This window comes from Nesterenkonia cremea, from assembly GCF_014642675.1.
GTDB classification, from domain to species: Bacteria; Actinomycetota; Actinomycetes; order Actinomycetales; family Micrococcaceae; genus Nesterenkonia; species Nesterenkonia cremea.
Genome location: NZ_BMIS01000001.1, coordinates 310,503 through 329,994, shown reverse-complemented (window position 1 = coordinate 329,994; position 19,492 = coordinate 310,503). Strand labels below are relative to the sequence as shown.

Sequence of the window (19,492 nt, the reverse complement as noted above, 5' to 3'; positions counted from 1 at the left end):
GGAGCACACCATGCAGAACCCCTACGAGAACAAGACCATCTGGTTCCTCACCGGATCCCAGGACCTCTACGGGGAGGAGACCCTGGTCCAGGTGGAGCAGCAGTCCCGGAAGGTGGCCGAGCAGCTCGACGCCGCCGAGGAGATCCCCGCCGCCATCACTTGGAAGCCCATCCTGAAGGACCGGGGCGCCATCCATGAGGCCGCACTGGCCGCGAATGCGGACCCGGACTGCCTCGGCGTCGTGGTCTGGATGCACACCTTCTCCCCGGCGAAGATGTGGATCCGCGGCCTGTCCGCCTTGGACAAGCCGCTGCTGCACCTGCACACCCAGGCCGATGCCGCCCTGCCCTGGGACACCATCGACATGGACTTCATGAACCTCAACCAGGCCGCCCACGGCGACCGCGAGTTCGCCTATATGGCCACTCGGATGGGGGTCGCGCGCAAGACGGTGGTCGGTCACGCCACCGACCCGCGGGTCCGCTCCAAGGTCAGCACCTGGGTCCGCGCGGCTGCCGGCTGGCACACGCTGCGCACGCTGAAGCTGTGCCGCTTCGGCGACAACATGCGCAATGTGGCCGTCACCGAGGGCGATAAGACCGAGGCCGAGATCGCCCTGGGCTCCTCGGTGAACACCTGGGCGGTCAACGATCTGGTCGAGGTCGTGGAGCAGACCACCGACGCCGAAGTGGCCCCGCTGCTGAAGGAGTACGAGGAGCTCTACGAGCTGGCCCCCGAACTCACCGAGGGCGGCGAGCGCCGCGAATCCCTGGTCTACGCGGCCAGGCAGGAGCACGCGATGCGCAGCTTCCTGGAGTCCGGCGGCTTCGGCGCCTTCACCACCAACTTCGAGGACCTGGGCGGACTGCGCCAGCTGCCGGGCATCGCCGTGCAGCGCCTCATGGCCGAGGGCTACGGCTTCGGCCCCGAGGGCGACTGGAAGACCGCCCTGCTGGTCCGGGCGGCCAAGGTCATGGGCTGCGGCCTCGCCGGCGGCGCTTCCCTGATGGAGGACTACACCTACGAGATGACCCCCGGGGAGGAGAAGATCCTCGGGGCGCATATGCTCGAGGTCTGTCCCAGCCTGACCACCGCCAAGCCCCGCGTGGAGATCCACCCGCTGGGCATCGGCGACCGCGAGGACCCGGTTCGCATGGTCTTCACCGCAGACCCGGGCGAGGGGGTCGTGGTGGCCATGGCCGATCTGCGCGAGCGCTTCCGGCTCACCGCCAACACGGTGGAGCTGGTGAGACCCGACGCCGACCTGCCCAACCTCCCGGTGGCGCGTGCGGTCTGGGAGCCCAAGCCCGACTTCGCCACCTCCGCAGAGTGCTGGCTGACCGCAGGCTCCGCCCATCACACGGTGCTGACCACCGCCCTGGGCGCGGAGGCCTTCGAGGACCTCGCGGAGATCGCCGGTGTGGAGCTGGCGCTCATCGACGAGGGCACCACCACCCGGGGCTTCGCCCAGGAGCTGAAGCTCAACGCCGCCTACCACCGCCTGGCTCAGGGGCTCTGAGCACGGCTGGTCTTCGCGGGCCCTGAGGCTCAGTCGCGCGGCCGACCTCAGCGTCCGACCTCAGAACGCCGCGAAGAGCGACTCGCCGTGCTCCTCCTCGAGGAACTCGCGGACCTCCTCGGAGGTCATGGCCTCCTCGAGCACCTGGATCTCCTCGGAGTCGGCGTTGTCCGCCCGCACCACCAGGTTGATCGCGAAGTGCAGATCCTCCGGCTCCTCCAGGAAGAGGGCGTCATCGGGGGTCAGCCCGGTGGTATCGATCATGTAGTTCGGGTAGTTGAAGACCAGGGCGACGTCGTCCTCCTCATAGGCGGAGGAGAGGTTGAGCAGGTCGATCTGGAAGAGCTCGAGGTCCAGCGGGTTCTCCTCGATGTCGGAGATGCTGGCCTCATAGCCCGCTTCCTCGTCCAGGGTGATCAACCCTTCGGCCTCCAGAACGGCCAGGGCGCGGCCCTCGTTGGAGTGGTCGTTGGGGATGGCCACCCGGGAGCCCTCGGGGATCTCCTCCACCGAGTCGTAGTCCCGGGAGTAGAAGCCCACACGGGCGTCGTAGATGGGGGCGATGGCCTCCAGGTCAGCGTCGTTCTCCGCGTTATAGGCCTCCATGAACGGTCGGTGCTGGGCGAAGTTCGCATCCACCTCGCCGTCGGCCAGGATGCGGTTGTACTGGACGTTGTCGTTCACCTGGACGATGTCCACCTCGTAGCCCTGCTCCTCGGCCACCTCTCCGGCCACCGCCAGCAGGTCGTACATAGTGGGCAGATGGGTGGCCACACGGATGGTGTCACCCTCGGGCCCAGCCTCGGCGCCGCCGTCGCCGCAGGCAGTCAGGGCCAGGGCGGAGGCGGCCAGCACAGCGGCGGGGGCGGCGGAGCGGCGGACGGTCTTCTGGGACATGGAAAGGTTCTCCTCAGGGTTGAGTGATGGCAGGTCTTCATCGGATGCGCTTGTCCAGGCGCCTCGAGATGAAGGTGCCGGTGGCTTGGATGAGCATCACGGCCACCACCATGATCACGATGGCGGTGTACATGATCTCGGTCTCATAGGTCTGATAGCCGTAGCGCATCGCGAAGTCGCCGACGCCGCCGCCTCCGACCACGCCCATGATGGTGGAGTAGGAGATCAGGCTGATGGTCACTGTGGTCAGGCTCAGCACCAGCCCGGACCGGGCCTCCGGATAGAGGAACCGGGTGACCATTCCGAAGGTGCTCGCGCCCAGCACATGGGCCAGGTCCACCACCCGCCGCGGCACGTCCAGCAGTGTCTGCTCCACCCAGCGGGCATAGAGCGCGACGGCGACGAAGGCCAGCGGGACCGAGGCGGCTGCGGTGCCGAAAGAGGTCCCCACCAGCCAGCGGGTGAAGGGGATGAGCGCCACGACGAACAGCAGGAACGGCACTGACCTGACGATGTTCACATAAGCATTGAGCACTGCGTAGATCCCGCCGGAGGGGCTGGGCCCGTTCTTCCGGCTCAGGTACATCCAGGTGCCCATGGGCAGCCCGACCAGCAGTGCGGCGATCAGCGAGGCGCCCAGCATGATGCCGGTCTCCACGATGGAGGCCACCATCTCGTCCTGGTACTGGGCGATGCTCCGGCTGAGGCTCTGGAAGAAGCCCTGCTCCTGGCTCATGCCTGCTCCTCCTTGGGGCCCAAGTAGGTCCGGGCGCGCTCGGAGTAGCTGGCGTAGGTCTCGCGGGCCTCAGGGGCGCTGACCTCAGTGATCCCGGCCAGCTGTCCGGCCTCCAGGATGGCGGCCCGGTCGCAGAGCGTCTTCACCAGCTCCAGCTCATGGCTGACCAGCATGATCGTGGTGCCCAGGTCGCGGCGAACCTGGCTGAGGATCTCCACGACGTCGTCGGTGTGCTGCGGGTCCAGCGCGGAGGTGGGCTCATCGCAGAGCAGGACGGCCGGGTCGGTGACCAGGGCGCGGGCGATGGCCACGCGCTGCTGCTCGCCTCCGGAGAGCTGGATGGGGTGCTGATGGGCGCGGTCGGCCATGTTGACGTAGTCGAGGACCTCCATGACGCGGTCACGCTGGCTGCGCCGGCGTCGTCCCTCCAGGCTGAGCACCAGGGCGATGTTGTCGAAGACCGTCTTATTGGCCAGCAGGTTGAAGTCCTGGAAGATCATGCCGATGCGGCGGCGCTGGGCTCGGCGGGCGCGCAGGCTCAGCTGGGCGAGGTCCACGCCGGCCACCTCCACCGTGCCCTCGGTGGGGGCCTCGAGGTGGTTGATCAGGCGCAGCAGCGTGGACTTGCCGGAGCCGGACTGCCCGACGATGCCGAAGACCTCCTGAGCCTGCACGCTGAGGGTGATCTCGTCCAGCGCACAGACGGTGTGTCCCTCGCGGCGGGCCGGATACACCTTGGACACCCCCTGGAGCGCGATCATCGGCCGCGGGGACTGATCAACTGTCACAAGGGTGCACAACGCCCCTTCGCACCCGGACCATTCCAGCTGCAGCAGTGGCGGGGCTCACTCACCAACCGAATTGCGTACCCCAATCTCGACAACCAGGCACACGATCCGCCCAGAGTCCCCATTGAGGTACGCGATTCTGCGTCAGAGGTGGGCGCCAGCGAGCAGAGCGCACCCTGCAGTCGCATGCGCCCCGGGAAAGCGTCCGGGCCAGACCTCATTCAGCGCTGATGGGTATGAACGATGTAGAGATCGCATTTCGCCTCGCTGGCCACTGTCCGCGCCACGCTGCCGAGGACCCGAGCGATCCCCTGCACGCGCTTATTGCCCACCACGATGAGGTCTGCGCCCACCCTCGCGGCCTCATCGCTGAGCGCAGCGCCGGGCTTGCCTTCGACCGCCTTGGGGATCACCGTCAGCTCCGGAGAGCTGCTGCGCAGCTCCTCGGCGATCTCTGATGCTGTGGCCTCGGCGTCTGCGGCGTACTGGGCCACGAGCGTGCGGTAGGCCTTGCTGACAGCATCCGATTCGCTCTGAGAGTGGATGGACTGAAGAGTCTCTGCCTTATGCGTGTTGAAGGCCGTAGCCACATGCAGCTCCGCACCGAAAGCCGCAGCCAGAGACGCCGCCTTCTGCGCCGCCTTCCTGGCGGTCTCGCTCTCGTCCACGCCCACCACAATGATCTCGGCCATGATCGCTCCCAACGACTGTCACATTCATCCGCTGTTCGTCAGCGCTGCTCTGCGCAACGCTACCCGAAGCTGCTCGCCTGGTCCCAGAGGATCAGGACTGCGGAAGACCACGCCCCTCCACCGCCCGGTATGCCTCAAGTCCGAGCTGTCCCAGGACGCCGTGGACATCAGCCGGCAGCCCAGAGGAGGCATCGCCCTCCGGCACGTATGCCGCTGCGCAGGCGACGGTGCCGCTGATGGGGTCAGCTCCCTGGTGGGTGATGAGCACTGACGCCCACCCCCGTGTCGCCTCTGTGGCGTGCGGCTCCGCTGCAGAGAGGCTCCACTGGGGAACACCCCTGGGGCCGCAGCCAGGCAGCGCGAAAGCCAGCCCTGCGGGTTCGAACACCTGGGACATCCACCCCAGGACCCTGCCGGCGGCACCAGCACTGACCCCGGCCGCATCGGCCTCGGCCAGGCTTCCCAATCCACCGGCGGCACTGAGCCGAGCCAGTATCTCCACCAAGTCCTGCGGGCTGGTCTCACCGGCGATGAGATCTCCCGTCGGGGCGGAGTCGCCCTCCCACATCATCACGCGCGTGGCCGGCAGCGGAGCACCATGGGCCCGCAGCTGATCGAGCAGCCGCTGCACCTCTGACTCCAGCCTCAGACCGTGCCCCTCCAGAGAATCGCGGACTGCCAGGGCGGCTGCGACGTCACTGGTGCTGACCACCAGAGCCAGCGCGTCAGCCAACGAGACAGTCAGCTCCCCCGTCAGGGTGCGCAGCGGCCCGTTACTCGCCCTCCGCCGGTGCGACGCCGTGATCTCCACGGCCGTCTCCGACAGGCCCGGCTGGTGTTCGGCACGCTCAGCAAGCGCGAGGACAGCCAGCAGCTTTCCCGCGCCGGCCAGCGGATGGCTCTGTGCGGCGCGGTGCTCCAAGCCGCGGACGCCTCTGCTTCCCGACCCCGCCGTGCCGAGTGCCCGGACCGCCGCCCAGGGGCGCGGAACCTGGCCGCTGCGGCCTACTCCCCCGGTGACAGCGCCGCGAGAAGCAACCTGCACCTGACCGGGTGCGGCCGGAGCGGCGTCGCCGGTGTACCAGGCCTCCACCGCTCGGCCGACGGCGGAGAACAGGTCATAGGCCGCCACCCGCCCGGGCTGCCCGCCGGCAAGCTCGGCAGGGACGTTCTCAGCGAAGACTGCAGCTGCCGCCACAGGTCCCCCATCCTCAGCGAGCGCCAGCCCGACCTGGGAGAGCCCGCGCAGTCCGCGCCCGTTCTTCTCAGCGAAGTCCACAGAGCGGGTTTCGGCCCCCAGTCGCGGCGTGTGGATCTGACGCATCAGGCCGACGGCGAACCGGGCCAGAACCGGCGTGATGCACAGCTGCGCAGCGGCCCCTTCGCATCCGGTGGCGCGGCCGAGTGCGCCCAGCAGCTGAACCTGGTCCGCCGCAGAGGTCACCGTCATCTGCTCAATGCTGTGATCCCAGCTCAGCTCCCCGGTGCGCGGGAAGATCTCGCGGTGAACCGTAGCAGTCAGCCCCACCTCCGTAACGTAGCGGTTGACCTCCTCCAGAGGGTCACCGGCAGCACGGCCGATGGCCTCGAAGACCAGCTGGGTACAGATATTGTCCGAGGTGATCATCATCTGACGCAGATGATCCTCCAACGTGAGCTCCACACCGGCGGCCATGTTCTTCATGATGCCCGCCTGGACTCCGGCACGGTGCTCCTCGGCGATGGGAAGCCGCATCCCCAGGCACAGGTCCCCACGGTGCACCCGCGCCAGACAGGCCAGCAGCACACTGACCTTGCGAGTGCTGAAGGAGGCTGCCTGAATGTGGGCCCCGGCGCCGATGGTCCGCACGCCCGACGCCGTCAGGTCCTGGATCTGCCACTGGACGTCGAAGGGCTGGACATCGGTGAGAGCCCACATCTGCTGTTCGAGCGCGTCCAGGGCGCGAGACCGGGACATGTGTCTCCTCACTGCGCGGGGCGGGAAGGCCTCCGCCCGGTGGCCCGGATCTCCTCCAGGCCGACAGGGGCGCACTCCCACCAGGCCGACTCCTTCCACACCTGGAGGTGTTTCAGATCGGAACACGATCTGCTCCGCATCTCATCCAGACTGGACCGTATCAAGTGATATACACCACATGCAGCATGCTCAATCGGTTCGGCCTGAGGGCCGAAGCCGGTGGGAACAGCTGCTGCCGAGATGCCGAGGAGGCCCTATGCGCGCCGCCGTCTACCATGACCGCAACCACGTCACGATCGAAGACATCCCCGAACCCACCCCGCAGTCGGGCAGGTGAAGATCCAGGTCAGCCGGAACGGGATCTGCGGAACCGACCTGCACGAATACTATGACGGCCCCATCTTCATCCCCGCAGACGGGCCGCATCCGATCACCGGCAGGCAAAAACCGCTGGTGATGGGCCACGAATTCTCCGGGACGGTGGTCGAGGCGGGCCCGGGCGTCACCGAGGTGCAGGTGGGCGACCGAGTCGCCGTCGAACCCATCTATCGATGCGGAAAGTGCCGGCCCTGCGTATCGGGGAACTACAACCTCTGCCGTGAGATCGGCTTCCACGGCCTCATGGCCGATGGTGCCATGGCCGAGTACACCGTGGTGCCTCAGTCGCAGGTGCACCGGCTCCCGGACAGTGTCCCGCTGGAGATGGGGGCCCTGGTGGAGCCCATGTCCGTTGCCTATCACGCGGCCAAGCTCAGCGGGATCTCCGATCAGGGGACAGCGCTGATCTACGGCGCCGGCCCCATCGGCATCGGCATATGGTTCGCCCTTCGCGGCATGGGGGTGACAGAGATCGCCGTCGTCGAGCCATCGGCCGGTCGCCGGGCCTCCATCGAGGCGCTGGGCGCCGAGACTCTGGACCCAGGGGCAGTGGACGTGCCGGAGGTGATCGCGGAGAGGACCTCCGGGCTGGGGGCAGACGCCGCCTTCGACGCCGCAGGAGTCGCCCCCGAGCAGCTCTACCGGTGGTGCACGCCGGCCCGGCCCGAGAATTGCGTGCCTGATTGTGGTGAATAGGGACCGCAATCGCCATATTCTCCACAATCAGGCACGCAATTCTCGGGTTCAGAGCAGAAACGTCAGAGCAGGCTGATCTCCCGCAGCTTGGCCTCCACGTCGGCGTTGCTCGGCTCCACCTGGTGGGAGGCGTCCGGGTAGAGGACCACGGGGATGTTGGTCCTCCCGGAGATGTCCCGGGCGACGTCAGCGGCCTCCGGCTCTGCCTCGAGGTCGATATAGGTGTAGGCCACACCCAGCCCGTCCAGCTGGGCCTTGGTCCGCCGGCAGTCTCGGCACCAGTCGGCGCCGAAGACCCTGATGCTCTGCTCTGCGTTCTCGCTCATAGCCCCAGCCTAAGTGAGTTCCCGACGCCGGCCGCCCGGCTCAGCTGTGGGAACCCTGCCGCAGCTCTTCGCGCCAGGCCTCCCAGCCCCAGCAGAGGCAGAAGGGGTGCCCTGCAGGGTCCGCGTAGACCTGGAAGCCGGTCTCGGCGTCGGGATCGCTGGAGGGCTTCAGCAGCTCCGCGCCCAGGCCCATGACGCGCTCGTGCTCGGCCCGCAGGTCATCGACGAAGAAGTCCAGGTGCACCTGCTGCGGCTGCCCGTCGGGCCATTCCGGGCGAACGTGATCAGCCACCCGCTGCACCGCCACGGGGTGGTCCGCGCCCACACTGATCTCGTACCAGTCGGCGTCGGCGCGTACGACCTCGCCCTCGTAGACGCCGGCCCAGAAGGTCGCCACCGCCTCGATGTCGGCCGCGTCCAGGACCACGATCTGCCGTGAGAAGCTCATGGCCCCAGCCTAGGTCTCCCAGCGCGAATCGTGTACCTCATCATCGACAATCGCGACCACGATCCCCGTATTCACGACATTCCGGTACGCAATTCGCCAGGGAGGGACAGGGGCACAGACCGCGCACCTACCGCTGGGCGGCGAGTGCGGCGTCGTCGTCGGATGTCTCCCGCCGACCGCGCCGGGAGGCGGCGATGAACTCCTCCGCCCGATCCCGCGGAGGCCGCGTCAGCAGGCTGACCCCGACGAACAGCAGCACGGAGACCAGCAGCCCCCAGACGCCGCTGCCCTGACCCAGGAACAGCGTGCCGGTGGCCTCCAGCGCGAAGACCAGTGCCCCGGCCACCACCACGGAGACGATCACCCCGGCCGCGGTGCCGCGCTTCCAGAAGAAGGCGCCCACCGTGGGCGGGACCAGCACCAGCAGACCCGCCGACGCCGACACCGAGAGCACCGCCACCAGGTCCAGCTCCAGGTGTGCGAACCAGTAGGCCAGACCGGCGATCACCGGCAGCGCCAGCTTGCCCAGCCGCAGCTGGCCCCGCTCGGAGGAGCGCGGGCGCACCGCCGCGTAGACGTCGCGGCTCAGCGTGGAGGACAGGGTCAGCATGATCGAGTCGATGGTGGAGACGCAGGCGGCCAGGATACCGATCATCACGATCAGCGCCAGCGGTGTGGGCACCAGCTCTGAGCCCAGCAGCGTGGGGGTGGCCATATCGCTGGACTCCAGGTCCGGGAAGTGCAGCCGGGCCGCGAAACCCCAGAACACTGAGACGAAGGTGTAGATGAAGCCGAAGACCAGGAAGCCCAGCAGCATCCGCCGCAGGTCCTTCATGGAACCGGGGGTGAAGAGCCGCTGGCTGACCTGCGGGTTCGAGATGGAGAAGAAGATCCACGGCAGGGTCAGCGCCAGGAAGGTGCTGAAGGTGAAATAACCTTCCCCCGGCACGCTCATCGCACCGGGCTGCTCGGCCAGTCCGTCGAAGAAGGCGCCGAGGCCGCCGAACTGCCAGATCACCACGATGACCACCAGGGTGGCGCCGATGATCATCAGCACCGACTGCAGCGAGTCGGTCCAGGCCACCGAGCGCAGCCCCGCCACCATGGCGAAGACGATCGCCAGCGCCATGGCCAGCAGCGTGCCCTGGGTGAAGCTGATCGCATCCCCGGTCATCCCGGAGAGCAGATACCCGACGCCGGCCAGCTGGACTGCGGCGTACGGGATCAGGAAGATGCAGCTGGCCAGGGCGGTGGTCGCCCCTGCCGAGCGGCTGCCGTAGCGGTGACCGATCATCTCTGAGGGGGTGATGAAGCCGAAGCGCTTGCCGACCCGCCAGAATCGGGGCCCGAAGACCAGCACCAGGGTGACCCCGCAGAGGTAGAGCAGCTCGAAGCCGAGCGCCCCCACTCCCCCGGCATAGGTCAGACCGGCCAGGCCGATCATCATGAAGGCGCTGTAGGTGGTGGCGCTGTAGCTCATCGCGGAGACGAATCCGCCCATCCGGCGCCCACCCAGGAAGTAGGCGGACATGTCCTCGGAGCGGCCCGGTCGGGAGAGCACCGCGGCGGCGAGCGCGAGCACCACATAGACGCCCACGCCTGTCCATACCCATTCGGCCGGCATCGGCTCAGTCCTCCCAGTCGGCGGAGAGGATCACGTTCAGCGCGATGACCGCGCCGGTGGCCAGCATCCAGAACAGCGCACTGCCGTACCAGGCGTCCACCTCACGCAGCAGCGTGTACGGGACCACGAACATGGCCAGCATGATCACCGGGATGGAGATCAGCAGGACAGCACGACGCCGACTGCTGCGCCGGCCCTCATCCGTGCGGATCATGGACTTCAGAATACACAGACTCAGATATCTCCCGCGTCAGTCTGAACTCGTGTGGTCCGCTGACGTTCTGAGGCTTCGAACTCAACAGCTTCAGCCTCCTCGTGATACTCGAGGACGTGGACGTCGTGCTCGATCAGAGCGTCCTTCACCTGAGCCGGCGTCGCGTAGAAGTACTCGCGCCTCATATTGATCAGGTTCACACGGCGATCGGCGAAGTGCTTATGCAGGGCGTTTTCCAGAGCCACGGCATCCTCGCTGAAGATGATGGTGTGCTTGTCGAAGTTGAACGGGACCGAGGCGTCTGAAAGCTCCTTCAGGCGCTCCTCAGGGTTGAGGCGGCGCGTCATCCCGATCTTCACCACGCCTTCCCCGAAGGCTCCGCGGTTGGAGGCCACGTAGACATAGCCGGCGCGTGTATTGGCCATCCTGTTCTCGACGTCATCGAGCTTCTCCTCAGCCTCGGCCAAAGTCGCCGCCATCTTGACGACCTGTTCCTCGTCACCGGACTCCTGCAGCGAGGCGACCACATTGCGGTAGTGTTCGACCTCCTTCTCCTGCTTGGCCTTCAGCGCCTCGAACTCCTTCTGGGCCTTGGCCTCCTCGCGCTGGCGCGCCCTGATCTCACGTTCCTCCTCCTTGGCGGCCTTCACGGCTTCCAGATGCTGGTGGGTGAGCTTGAGCTCCTTCTCACGCAGCTCGTAGAAGGTGGGCGAGATCCGGATGCTCATGCTCTTGCCCAGGCGCTCCACCGCATTGGCCGACTTCTCCAGACGATTCTTAGCCTGGGTCAGGTGGCCGGCCCTCACGGTCTTCACCGCATTCTCGGCCTCAGCATTGAAGGAGCGCAGCAACAGCTTGACCATGTCATCGACCATCTTCTGGCCCTTCTTCAGGTCACCGTCGAACGTCATAGTCGTCGTTCCGGTGGCAGCGGTCTTGTTCCTGACCATCTCCTTGATCCGGCCCTGCGCATCCTTCAGCGTCTCCTTCAGTTCAACCGAATCATCAGCAGGATTCTCGAAGTCGTAGAGCCCATAGTCCTGGACGTCGTACATGTCCTTGAGGTTCAGCAGCTTCCGCTCAACAGCACGAGCTTCCTGCGTATGTGAAAGCTTGGTGCGGCTGATCTCCCGCTCTTCCTGCTCCCACTCGGCCCGGCGCTGATGGATCTCCTGCTCCAAGCGGCTCTGCTCATCCTTCAGGTTCTGGAGCTCCTCCTGCCTCTGAAAGTGGTCCATGATGCCCAGCCGGTGGATCTCGGCTTCAGCCCAGCGGTTCCGCCCGGCCTCCGCCTGCCCCGCTCGGTGAGACTTCTTCGCCTGGGCCCTGAGCACGAAGAGGTAGATCAGAGCGGGGATCACGAACGGGATGGTGAACAGCAGCACCATCGTCAGCGCCAGGAGCACCACGATGATCCAGAACAGCGCGCCTCGTTCTGCCACGGGTGTTCCGGCAGTTCCCTGCTCTTCGGACATAGAAAGGCCCCTCTTTCCTTGCGAGTGATTGTGAAAAACGCGCTGACGTCGGACTTCGCGCTTCCGGAACCCTACCCCGGTACATCAGAACCGCGAGTCCGATGACTGCTGGATTGCACGGGAATCGCTGCACGTTGAGGGGCAGATACGCATGCCGGAGAAGACCGTCGCACAGGGCCGATACGACCGTTGGACCAAGTCCACCGGGTGGACGATGGCGATCGTGCTGCTGCCGCCCCTGCGAGCGCTGCGCATGCTCCGCCTGGTCACGCTGATCTCGGCGCTGCGCCGCTCCGCCGGCTCGGCCCTGCGCGGCAAGGTCACCGTCTACGTCTTCTTCACCTCGCTGCTGCTGGTGCTGGTCTCAGCTCTGGCCATCCTCGGCGCTGGCCATCCTCGACGCCGAGCAGAACGCCGACGGCTCCAAAATCACCCGCATCGGCGACGCCGTCTGGTGGTCTCTGGTCACGATCACCACAGTCGGCTACGGTGATCATCACGATCCACACCACCGCACCTTGCTAGGTTGGTCGTATGAGTTCGCATCCTTCGGTCCAGCAGGTGCAGGCGGCTCTGGCCGACCACGGCCTGCGCCCAGAGATCACCTGGTTCGACGACGCCGTCACCACCGCCGCGCTGGCCGCGGAGGCCCTCGGCGTGGAGATCGGGCAGATCGCCAACTCCCTGATCTTCACCCTGGATGGGGAGCCCGTCCTGGTGCTCACCTCAGGTTCCCACCGCGTGGACACCGCCTGGCTGGGCGAACAGCTGGACGGGACGGTCGTGCGTGCTTCCAAGGAGACCGTGAAGGCGGCCACCGGGCAGGCCATCGGCGGCGTCGCGCCGCTGGGCCACCCCGCCCCGGTGAAGACCTTCGTGGACACCGAGCTGGCCCGGCACCCCGAGATCTGGGCGGCCGCCGGCCACCCCATGACAGTCTTCCCCACCACCTACGAGGACCTGGTGCGGATCACCGGCGGCGCCCCCACCGCTGTGGAGCCCGCCCAGGCGGAGAGCGCCTGAAGCCCTATGACACAGACTCCCGACGCCGAACCCGCACCTCAGAGCCCCCGTCACGTCACCGTCCAGACCACCGCGGACTCTTCCGAGGCCGCGGAGAAGCTCGCCTCCGCCGTCGTGGACGCCCAGCTGGCGGCCTGCGCGCAGGTCTCCGAGATCCGCAGCTTCTACCGTTGGAAAGGTGACGTGCATCACGATCCGGAGTGGCTGGTGACCTTCAAGACCACCGCCTCATCCGCCCCGGAGGTCCAGCAGATGCTGCTGGAACAGCACCCCTATGAAGAGCCCGAGATCATCGTCCAGCCGATCATCTCCGGCAGCCCCGGATACCTCGACTGGGTGAGCGAGAACAGCCGCGGAACCGGCTCCTGAGCCACGCCGACCTTGAGAAATCTCACGTCAGAGGCCCATACGTTGACCGCAGGCCCTCCGGGGGAGCACACTTAAGTACGTGCCGGGCTGCAGGTAACCCCCGGGCTCCAACCAGAAGCCGCTACGAGCGGCCACGCGCCGTGAGGCGTTCCCAGCCCGGCACTCCTAATCCTCTCGATCTCCCGGCCTTCGGACCCCGCCGTACCGGTGAGTTAACTTCGGCGCTATAGACTCCCTGTCGGTAGGACATCACTCGTTCATCTGTGGGACAGGGACACACATCGCATGATCGTACGCCGAGGCCGGTCGCAGGCCGCTGAGCTGCTGACGAACACTGCCCGGGAGGTCCGCTCCGGCGTCCAGCTCCTCGCCCAGCTGCTGGGCCTCCCCGAGGCTGAGCGCGAGGCTCTGCGCGAAGAGCTGCTCACCCTCGAGGGCAACGCCATGAACCTTCATTTCAACGTGATGACCCATATGCGCAGCGTCTTCCTGACCCCTCTGCCCCGCCAAGACATCTACTCGTTGTCCCAGCAGCTGAACCGCACCATGGAGCACGTCGTCGCCGCAGGGGACTTCCTGATCTCCCGCAATCATCTCAAGCTCTCGCCACAGAGCTCCGAGCAGGTGGAGACCCTCACCCGTCAGGTCGACCTGACCATCGGCGCCCTCTCGCGGCTGGACGACTTCGACCAGCTCGAGGATTTCTGGATCCAGATGCAGCGACTGGCCAAGCAGGCCAACCGGACCCACCGCGAGTGGATCATCTCCACCGACGGCGCCTTCCAACCGAATATCGCCCTGCAGCAGACGCAGGTGGCCGAGGCCCTGCTCTCTGCGGTGGAGGCCCAGCGCACCGTCGCGATCACCGCCGGCTCGATCATCGTGCGCGAATCCTGACGGGGCGGCTGTGGATCCGGTTCCTCTGATTCTGCTGGCCTTGGTGGGCCTGGCGATGCTGCCGACGCTCTATGTCGCCGGCATGCAGGATGTCGCAAACTCCATCGCCATCCCGGTCCGCACCCGCGCACTGACCGCCTCTGTCGCCACCTGGGTCTCAGCGATCTTCCACGGCATCGGCGTGCTGATCGCACTGCCGCTGGGGATCTGGCTGTTCTCGTGGTTCGAGTTCCCGGATATGGACCCGGAGCTGAGCCTGGGGATGATCCTGGCCGCGCTGCTCTCAGTCTGCGCCTGGGGCACCTTCGCCTATTTCAAAGGCATGCCGGTCTCGATCACCCATGGGCTCATCGCCTCCGTCCTGGGAGGGTCGCTGGCCATTCTGGCCCTGGAGGGCCTCGACGCCGAGGCGGTGCTGGGACTGCCCTGGCTCGCCCCGCTGATGACCCTGCTGATCTCGCCGCTGGTGGCCTTCGGCCTCGCCTATGCGCTGGTCTTCGCCACAGTCCCCTTCGCCAGAGGCGAGGACCCTGATGAGGTCAACCGGGTCGCCCGCACGGTGCAGTCGATCTCCGTGGGGATCACCGGCCTGGGCACCGGCCTGCAGCAGGGGCAGCGCTTCTCCTTCCTGCTGCTGATCGCACTTGCTTCAGCAGGCGTGGAGGATCCCACCGACTGGATGCCCTACGCATACATCGTCTTCGCTCTGGTCATCAGCGCCGGCTGCCTGACAGGCGGGTGGAGGATCGGACACGTTCTGGGCCACCGCCTGGTCGCCATCGACCCGTTGCGCGGCATGATCGCGGCCACCACCACCTCCGGCCTGCTGTTCATCGGCTCCATCGGCCTGGCGCTGCCGCTGTCCACGTCCCTGGTGGCGGCGTCATCGATCATGGGCGCCGGCTCCAACCAACGCTTCGCCACCGTCAACTGGCGCCAGTTCATCCGCATGTGCCTCTACTGGGGTGCCACCCCCATAGCCACCGGCGGCGCGACGGCGGTGCTCACCCTCGCGATGAGCCCGCTGCTGCTCTGAGTCTCATCCGAACTTGCCGGAGACGTAGCGCTCGGTCTGCTCGTTGTTCGGGTTGTTGAAGATCGTGGCGGTCTCGTCGTATTCGATCATCTTGCCGGGCTTGCCGGTGCCGGCGATGTTGAAGAAAGCGGTCTTCTCGGAGACGCGGGCCGCCTGCTGCATATTGTGCGTCACGATCACCACCGTGTACTCCTGCTTGAGCTCGTGGATCAGGTCCTCGATGGCCAGCGTGGAGATCGGGTCCAGCGCGGAGCAGGGCTCATCCATCAGAATCACATCCGGCTTCACCGCGATGGTCCGGGCGATGCACAGACGCTGCTGCTGACCGCCGGAGAGGCCCGAGCCCGGCTTGTCCAGGCGCTCCTTGACCTCGTTCCACAGGTTGGCCCCCATCAGAGCCTCCTCCACGACGTCGTCCGCCTGAGACTTCGACATCCGCGCGCCGTTGAGCTTATAGCCGGCCAGGACGTTCTCCCGGATGCTCATCGTGGGGAACGGGTTGGGCCGCTGGAAGACCATGCCCACCATGGAGCGGACCGTCACCGGATCCACACCGGTGCCGTAGATGTTCTCGCCGTCCAGCAGCAGCTCGCCCTCCACCCGAGCCCCGGGCAGCACCTCGTGCATACGGTTCAGCGTGCGCAGGAAGGTGGTCTTGCCACAGCCGGAGGGCCCGATGAACGCCGTCACCGAACGCGCCGCGATGCTGATGTTCACACCCTCCACGGCGAGGAATTCGCCGTAGTAGACGTTGAGATCTCTGGTCTCGATGTGCTTAGACATAGTGTTAGGAACTTCTTTCTGTGCTAACGCCCGGTCTTCTTGGGCGCGAAGACTTTGGCGATGATCCGGGCGGTCAGGTTCAGCAGCATGACGATGAGGATGAGCACCAGCGCCGCCGCCCAGGCCCGCTGATGCGAGGGGTCCGAGAAGTTCGGCGAGGTGGGGTTCTGGAACTGCCGGAAGATGTAGACCGGCAGGGCCGTCATCCAGCCCTGGACCAGGTTCCAGTTGGTGCTGACCACAAAGCCGGCGGTGACCAGGATGGGTGCGGTCTCACCGATCACCCGCGCGATGGCCAGGGTGACGCCGGCTGCGATGCCGGAGATCGCCGTCGGGATGACCACCTTCAGAATGGTGCGCCACTTCCGCACACCCAGTGCGTAGCTGGCCTCGCGCAGCTCGTTGGGGACCACGCGCAGCATCTCCTCAGTGGTGCGGACCACCACGGGGATCATCAGCACCGAGAGTGCGATGGCCGCGGTGATGCCCATCGTGGAGCGGCTGGGCAGCGGCAGCCCCATGGAGGAGCCCACGCTGAGGAACCAGGCCATGGCCGCGCCGCCGAAGAGTCCCGCCACGATGGAGGGGATGCCGGTCATCACGTCCACGAAGAAGGTGATCGCCCTGGCCAGTGTGCCGCCGCGGGAGTACTCCACCAGGTAGATGGAGGTCATCAGGCCGATGGGCACCGAGATCAGGGTGGCGGCGATGGTGATCAGCAGCGAACCGATCAGCGCGTGCCGGATGCCGCCCAGCACCGGGGTGCCCTCCTCCTGGCTCTGCTGGTCGATGCTGCCGTCGATGCCCTGCATGTCCGAGGCGAAGAAGCCAGGCTCCAACAGACCGGGCAGGCCCACGGAGGTCACCGACCAGATCACCGAGACCAGCGGCAGCAGGGCGATGATGAAGGCCAGGTAGACCAGGTTGCGCCAGAAGCCGTCGGTGGCTTTGCGCCGGTTCACCCGCAGCCGGGTGATGACATAGCTGATCAGCACGTAGAGCACCGCGGTGAAGATGAACCACAGGGCCAGGCTGAAGGTGATCAGCGAGCTCAGCGCCGCACCCAGCACGGCGGCGGCGGCGAGAACCACCGGGCCGATCCACCAGGGCATGGTGTTCTGGGTCAGCGAGCTGCCGCGGCCTGGGCCTCGCTTGGGGCTGCGCTGTCCGGCGGGCCCTGCGGGGCCCTCCACCGAGGCCGGCGTCGGGGTCTTGGGTTCTGTAGGACTCATCAGTTGGCTCCCGAGAATTCCTTGTGCCGGCTGACGATCCACCGGGCCGTCATGTTCACGATCAGGGTGATGATGAAGAGCACCAGACCGATGGCGATGAGCTGGGCCTGCCGCTCGGATCCCGGCGGGGCCTCCGGGAAGCCGAGCGCGATCTCAGCGGGGATGGTGCTGTTGCCCGAGGAGATCAGCGAGGCGGTGAGCAGACCCGGGGAGAGCACCAGGGCCACCGCCATGGTCTCGCCGAGCGCGCGGCCCAGGCCCAGCATGATCCCGGAGATGATGCCGGCCCGGGCGAACGGGAACACCGACATCCGGATCATCTCCCAGCGGGTGGCACCCAACGCCAGGGCCGCCTCCTCGTGGAGCTTGGGGGTCTGGATGAAGATCTCGCGGCAGACCGAGGTGATGATCGGCAGGATCATCACGCCGAGCACCACACCTGCGGTCAGGATGGTCCGGCCGGTCTGCGAGGGGGTCCCGGCGAAGAGCGGGATGAAGCCGAGGTTCTCGTGCAGCCAGGCGTAGACCGGCACCAGGGCCGGGCCCAGGAAGCTCATGCCCCAGGCGCCGTAGACCACCGAGGGGATCGCGGCCAGCAGGTCGATCACATAGCCGATGGTCTTGCTCAGCCGCGGCGGGGCGAAGTGAGAGATGTAGAGCGCGACGCCGACGGCCACCGGAGTGGCCAGGATCAGTGCGATCAGCGAGGCGATCAGTGTGCCCACCACCAGCGGGTAGGCGTATTCGAGGAAGGCGCCCAGGATGAGGCCCTCCTCATCCTGGTAGATCGCGCCGGTGGAGTTCACCGTCAGGAACAGCGCCACGAAGGCGAGGGTGACCAGGATGGCCACCCCGGCCAGCAGCGCCAGCGTGGAGAAGAGCCGGTCGCCGAAGACGCCTCGGCTGTCGCCCTCAGCCAGAGAGCGCTTCTGCGAGGCTGAGGTCTCCGCCGGTTCGGCGGTCGAAGAGGGTGAGTCGCCAGGACTGCTCACAGGGTCTGCCTTTCGAGATGCTTCAGATGCAGTGTCGATGCTCCGGTGCCTGCAGGGAACAGGCGCCGGGGCGCGGGAGGAGCGTTCAACTCCTGCATCCGCACCCCGACGCCGTCATCCTCAGCATGGAGATCGGCCGGTGGTGACCGGCCCGGTCACTCCGCAGCAGAGATCTCGGAGAGAGCCTCCAGGGCCTCGTCGCGCAGCTCCTCGGACATCGGAGCGTTGCCGGCTGCGTCCTCAGCGGTGCTCTGGCCGTCCTCGGAGACCACGTACTCGCCGAAGGCCTGGACCAGCTCAGCGGTCTCAGCGTCCGGGTACTCGCTGCAGAAGATGTTGTACGCGACCATCACGATCGGGTACACACCCTCTTCCTCGGTCTCGCGGTCCAGCTCCACCGCCATGTTGTTGGGGGCCTGGCCCTCCACCTGCTCGGCGGAGTCCACGGCAGTGGCGGCGGCCTCCGGGGAGTACTCCACGTACTCCTCGCCCACCTGGACGGCCACAGAGTTCAGGCTGCCGATCTGGGAGGCGTCGGCGTAGGTGATGGCGCCGTCGGTCTGGGAGGTCAGGTCGACCACGCCGGAGGTCTGCTGGGCAGACTCGGAGGAGATCTCGGCCGGCCAGGTCTCGTGAGCCTCGTGCTCCCAGGTGTCGGCGGCGGCCTCGAGGTACTCGGTGAAGTTCTCAGTGGTGCCGGAGTCGTCTGCGCGGTGGACCACAGTGATGGCGGTGTCCGGCAGCTCCACGCCCTCGTTCTGCTCGGCGATGGCCTCGTCGTCCCAGGAGGTGATCTCGCCGGCGAAGATGCTGGCCAGAGTGTCCGGATCCAGGTTGATGGTCTCGTCCACGCCCTCGATGTTGTAGGCCACGGCGATCGGGGAGATGTAGGAGGGGATGTGGAAGGCGCCGTCGGGGCCGCAGATCTCCTGCGAGTCCTCCCACTCGTCGTCGTCCATGGCGGCGTCGGAGCCGGCCCAGTCATACTCGCCGCCGAGGAAGCCCTCACGGCCCGCGCCGGAGCCCACGGAGGCGTAGTTGACCTGCGCCTCGGGAGCGACAGAGGTGAACCCGTTGGTCCAAGCGGTCATGGCTGCCTCCTGGGAGGAGGCTCCGCCGCCGGACAGGGTGCCCTGGACGTCGCTGGCCTCGACCTCGCCTCCCCCGTCGCCACCGTTGTCACCGGGGTTGTTGGCTTCGCCGCAGGCCACGAGGGCGAAGGATGCGACGGACAGGATGGCCGCAGTGCGACCGAAGCGTTCTACCTTCACGTTTGAACCTCTCTGAGGGTGCTCTGGCGCGGTGCCACGCCGTCATCGGAGTCATTCGGTGCAGCCGGAAACGGCGGCTGGAGCAGGAGATGGCTGCACGCACAGCTGCTCAGTGCGCCCGGTTGACCGAGTGTCAGAG

The 19,492-nt window shown here is 66.8% G+C and carries 21 protein-coding genes; 7 read left to right on the top strand and 14 right to left on the bottom strand.

All coding sequences use genetic code 11. The annotated features are described in order from the left end of the window. Positions 1-10: 10 nt before the first annotated feature. Positions 11-1,519, top strand: a complete 1,509-nt coding sequence (araA, locus tag IEW85_RS01530) for an L-arabinose isomerase (protein WP_188682208.1) — start codon at positions 11-13, stop codon at positions 1,517-1,519. Positions 1,520-1,579: 60 nt separating this feature from the next. Here araA and IEW85_RS01525 read toward each other — a convergent pair whose 3' ends face one another. The 5 genes from IEW85_RS01525 to IEW85_RS01505 form a co-directional block, all read right to left on the bottom strand. Further along, entirely contained in the window at positions 1,580-2,416 is an 837-nt protein-coding gene (locus IEW85_RS01525) for a MetQ/NlpA family ABC transporter substrate-binding protein (protein ID WP_188682206.1), read from the bottom strand. A gap of 37 nt (positions 2,417-2,453) precedes the next feature. After that, entirely contained in the window at positions 2,454-3,152 is a 699-nt protein-coding gene (locus IEW85_RS01520) for a methionine ABC transporter permease (protein ID WP_188682204.1), read from the bottom strand. Beyond that, on the bottom strand, positions 3,149-3,895 hold the full coding sequence (locus tag IEW85_RS01515; RefSeq protein ID WP_229658698.1) for an ATP-binding cassette domain-containing protein: 747 nt from the start codon (positions 3,893-3,895) through the stop codon (positions 3,149-3,151). The genes IEW85_RS01520 and IEW85_RS01515 overlap by 4 nt, the downstream gene beginning before the upstream one ends. Positions 3,896-4,161: 266 nt before the next feature. After that, positions 4,162-4,632, bottom strand: a complete 471-nt coding sequence (locus tag IEW85_RS01510) for a universal stress protein (protein WP_188682201.1) — start codon at positions 4,630-4,632, stop codon at positions 4,162-4,164. Positions 4,633-4,723: 91 nt separating this feature from the next. Further along, positions 4,724-6,589 (bottom strand): serine hydrolase, encoded by a 1,866-nt coding sequence (locus tag IEW85_RS01505; protein WP_188682199.1) that lies wholly within the window; start codon positions 6,587-6,589, stop codon positions 4,724-4,726. 333 nt (positions 6,590-6,922) lie between these two features. Between IEW85_RS01505 and IEW85_RS01500 the strand changes: the two genes are divergently transcribed. Continuing rightward, complete coding sequence (locus IEW85_RS01500) at positions 6,923-7,663, top strand: alcohol dehydrogenase catalytic domain-containing protein (protein ID WP_229658697.1); 741 nt, start codon at positions 6,923-6,925, stop codon at positions 7,661-7,663. Positions 7,664-7,725: 62 nt separating this feature from the next. Here the strand turns inward: IEW85_RS01500 and IEW85_RS01495 are convergent, their stop codons facing one another. The 5 genes from IEW85_RS01495 to IEW85_RS01475 form a co-directional block, all read right to left on the bottom strand. Beyond that, on the bottom strand, positions 7,726-7,989 hold the full coding sequence (locus tag IEW85_RS01495; RefSeq protein ID WP_188682198.1) for a glutaredoxin domain-containing protein: 264 nt from the start codon (positions 7,987-7,989) through the stop codon (positions 7,726-7,728). A gap of 40 nt (positions 7,990-8,029) precedes the next feature. Further along, positions 8,030-8,437, bottom strand: coding sequence for a VOC family protein (locus IEW85_RS01490; RefSeq protein ID WP_188682197.1), 408 nt, complete (start codon positions 8,435-8,437; stop codon positions 8,030-8,032). Positions 8,438-8,564: 127 nt separating this feature from the next. Further along, positions 8,565-10,061, bottom strand: a complete 1,497-nt coding sequence (locus IEW85_RS01485) for a sodium:solute symporter family protein (protein ID WP_188682196.1) — start codon at positions 10,059-10,061, stop codon at positions 8,565-8,567. A gap of 4 nt (positions 10,062-10,065) precedes the next feature. Then, on the bottom strand, positions 10,066-10,275 hold the full coding sequence (locus tag IEW85_RS01480; protein ID WP_188682519.1) for a hypothetical protein: 210 nt from the start codon (positions 10,273-10,275) through the stop codon (positions 10,066-10,068). 20 nt (positions 10,276-10,295) lie between these two features. After that, positions 10,296-11,750: an SNIPE associated domain-containing protein gene (locus IEW85_RS01475; RefSeq protein ID WP_188682195.1), complete on the bottom strand. Its 1,455-nt coding sequence runs from the start codon at positions 11,748-11,750 to the stop codon at positions 10,296-10,298. Positions 11,751-11,901: 151 nt separating this feature from the next. Between IEW85_RS01475 and IEW85_RS14805 the strand changes: the two genes are divergently transcribed. From IEW85_RS14805 to IEW85_RS01450, 5 genes are all read left to right on the top strand, one after another. Then, a complete protein-coding gene (locus IEW85_RS14805; protein ID WP_229658696.1) occupies positions 11,902-12,243 on the top strand; it encodes a hypothetical protein in 342 nt (113 codons plus the stop codon). 41 nt (positions 12,244-12,284) lie between these two features. Then, positions 12,285-12,773 carry a YbaK/EbsC family protein gene (locus IEW85_RS01465; protein WP_188682194.1) on the top strand — a complete coding sequence of 163 codons (489 nt, stop codon included), beginning with the start codon at positions 12,285-12,287 and terminating at the stop codon, positions 12,771-12,773. A gap of 6 nt (positions 12,774-12,779) precedes the next feature. Beyond that, entirely contained in the window at positions 12,780-13,142 is a 363-nt protein-coding gene (gene cutA / locus IEW85_RS01460) for a divalent-cation tolerance protein CutA (RefSeq protein ID WP_188682193.1), read from the top strand. Positions 13,143-13,427: 285 nt separating this feature from the next. After that, on the top strand, positions 13,428-14,039 hold the full coding sequence (locus tag IEW85_RS01455) for a hypothetical protein (RefSeq protein WP_188682192.1): 612 nt from the start codon (positions 13,428-13,430) through the stop codon (positions 14,037-14,039). Between the two features lie 10 nt (positions 14,040-14,049). Continuing rightward, positions 14,050-15,075: an inorganic phosphate transporter gene (locus IEW85_RS01450; protein ID WP_188682191.1), complete on the top strand. Its 1,026-nt coding sequence runs from the start codon at positions 14,050-14,052 to the stop codon at positions 15,073-15,075. A 3-nt stretch (positions 15,076-15,078) separates the two neighbouring features. Here IEW85_RS01450 and pstB read toward each other — a convergent pair whose 3' ends face one another. The 4 genes from pstB to pstS all read right to left on the bottom strand — a co-directional run bounded on the left by pstB (position 15,079) and on the right by pstS (position 19,353). Continuing rightward, complete coding sequence (gene pstB, locus IEW85_RS01445) at positions 15,079-15,858, bottom strand: phosphate ABC transporter ATP-binding protein PstB (RefSeq protein ID WP_188682190.1); 780 nt, start codon at positions 15,856-15,858, stop codon at positions 15,079-15,081. 23 nt (positions 15,859-15,881) lie between these two features. Next, a complete protein-coding gene (gene pstA / locus IEW85_RS01440) occupies positions 15,882-17,090 on the bottom strand; it encodes a phosphate ABC transporter permease PstA (protein WP_188682189.1) in 1,209 nt (402 codons plus the stop codon). After that, entirely contained in the window at positions 17,090-18,082 is a 993-nt protein-coding gene (gene pstC, locus IEW85_RS01435) for a phosphate ABC transporter permease subunit PstC (RefSeq protein WP_373286534.1), read from the bottom strand. The genes pstA and pstC overlap by 1 nt, the downstream gene beginning before the upstream one ends. Before the next feature lie 155 nt (positions 18,083-18,237). Next, complete coding sequence (pstS, locus tag IEW85_RS01430) at positions 18,238-19,353, bottom strand: phosphate ABC transporter substrate-binding protein PstS (RefSeq protein ID WP_188682188.1); 1,116 nt, start codon at positions 19,351-19,353, stop codon at positions 18,238-18,240. Positions 19,354-19,492 lie beyond the last annotated feature (139 nt).

Excerpts from the sequence above, each read along its gene's own strand:
- IEW85_RS01465 (WP_188682194.1), top strand. The coding sequence starts at position 12,285 with ATGAGTTCGCATCCTTCGGTCCAGCAGGTGCAGGCGGCTCTGGCCGAC.
- IEW85_RS01455 (WP_188682192.1), top strand. The coding sequence starts at position 13,428 with ATGATCGTACGCCGAGGCCGGTCGCAGGCCGCTGAGCTGCTGACGAAC.
- IEW85_RS01510 (WP_188682201.1), bottom strand. The coding sequence starts at position 4,632 with ATGGCCGAGATCATTGTGGTGGGCGTGGACGAGAGCGAGACCGCCAGG.
- IEW85_RS01505 (WP_188682199.1), bottom strand. The coding sequence starts at position 6,589 with ATGTCCCGGTCTCGCGCCCTGGACGCGCTCGAACAGCAGATGTGGGCT.
- IEW85_RS01490 (WP_188682197.1), bottom strand. The coding sequence starts at position 8,437 with ATGAGCTTCTCACGGCAGATCGTGGTCCTGGACGCGGCCGACATCGAG.
- pstA (WP_188682189.1), bottom strand. The coding sequence starts at position 17,090 with ATGAGTCCTACAGAACCCAAGACCCCGACGCCGGCCTCGGTGGAGGGC.
- IEW85_RS01480 (WP_188682519.1), bottom strand. The coding sequence starts at position 10,275 with ATGATCCGCACGGATGAGGGCCGGCGCAGCAGTCGGCGTCGTGCTGTC.
- araA (WP_188682208.1), top strand. The coding sequence starts at position 11 with ATGCAGAACCCCTACGAGAACAAGACCATCTGGTTCCTCACCGGATCC.
- pstB (WP_188682190.1), bottom strand. The coding sequence starts at position 15,858 with ATGTCTAAGCACATCGAGACCAGAGATCTCAACGTCTACTACGGCGAA.
- IEW85_RS01485 (WP_188682196.1), bottom strand. The coding sequence starts at position 10,061 with ATGCCGGCCGAATGGGTATGGACAGGCGTGGGCGTCTATGTGGTGCTC.
- IEW85_RS01520 (WP_188682204.1), bottom strand. The coding sequence starts at position 3,152 with ATGAGCCAGGAGCAGGGCTTCTTCCAGAGCCTCAGCCGGAGCATCGCC.
- IEW85_RS01525 (WP_188682206.1), bottom strand. The coding sequence starts at position 2,416 with ATGTCCCAGAAGACCGTCCGCCGCTCCGCCGCCCCCGCCGCTGTGCTG.
- IEW85_RS14805 (WP_229658696.1), top strand. The coding sequence starts at position 11,902 with ATGCCGGAGAAGACCGTCGCACAGGGCCGATACGACCGTTGGACCAAG.
- IEW85_RS01475 (WP_188682195.1), bottom strand. The coding sequence starts at position 11,750 with ATGTCCGAAGAGCAGGGAACTGCCGGAACACCCGTGGCAGAACGAGGC.
- cutA (WP_188682193.1), top strand. The coding sequence starts at position 12,780 with ATGACACAGACTCCCGACGCCGAACCCGCACCTCAGAGCCCCCGTCAC.
- IEW85_RS01495 (WP_188682198.1), bottom strand. The coding sequence starts at position 7,989 with ATGAGCGAGAACGCAGAGCAGAGCATCAGGGTCTTCGGCGCCGACTGG.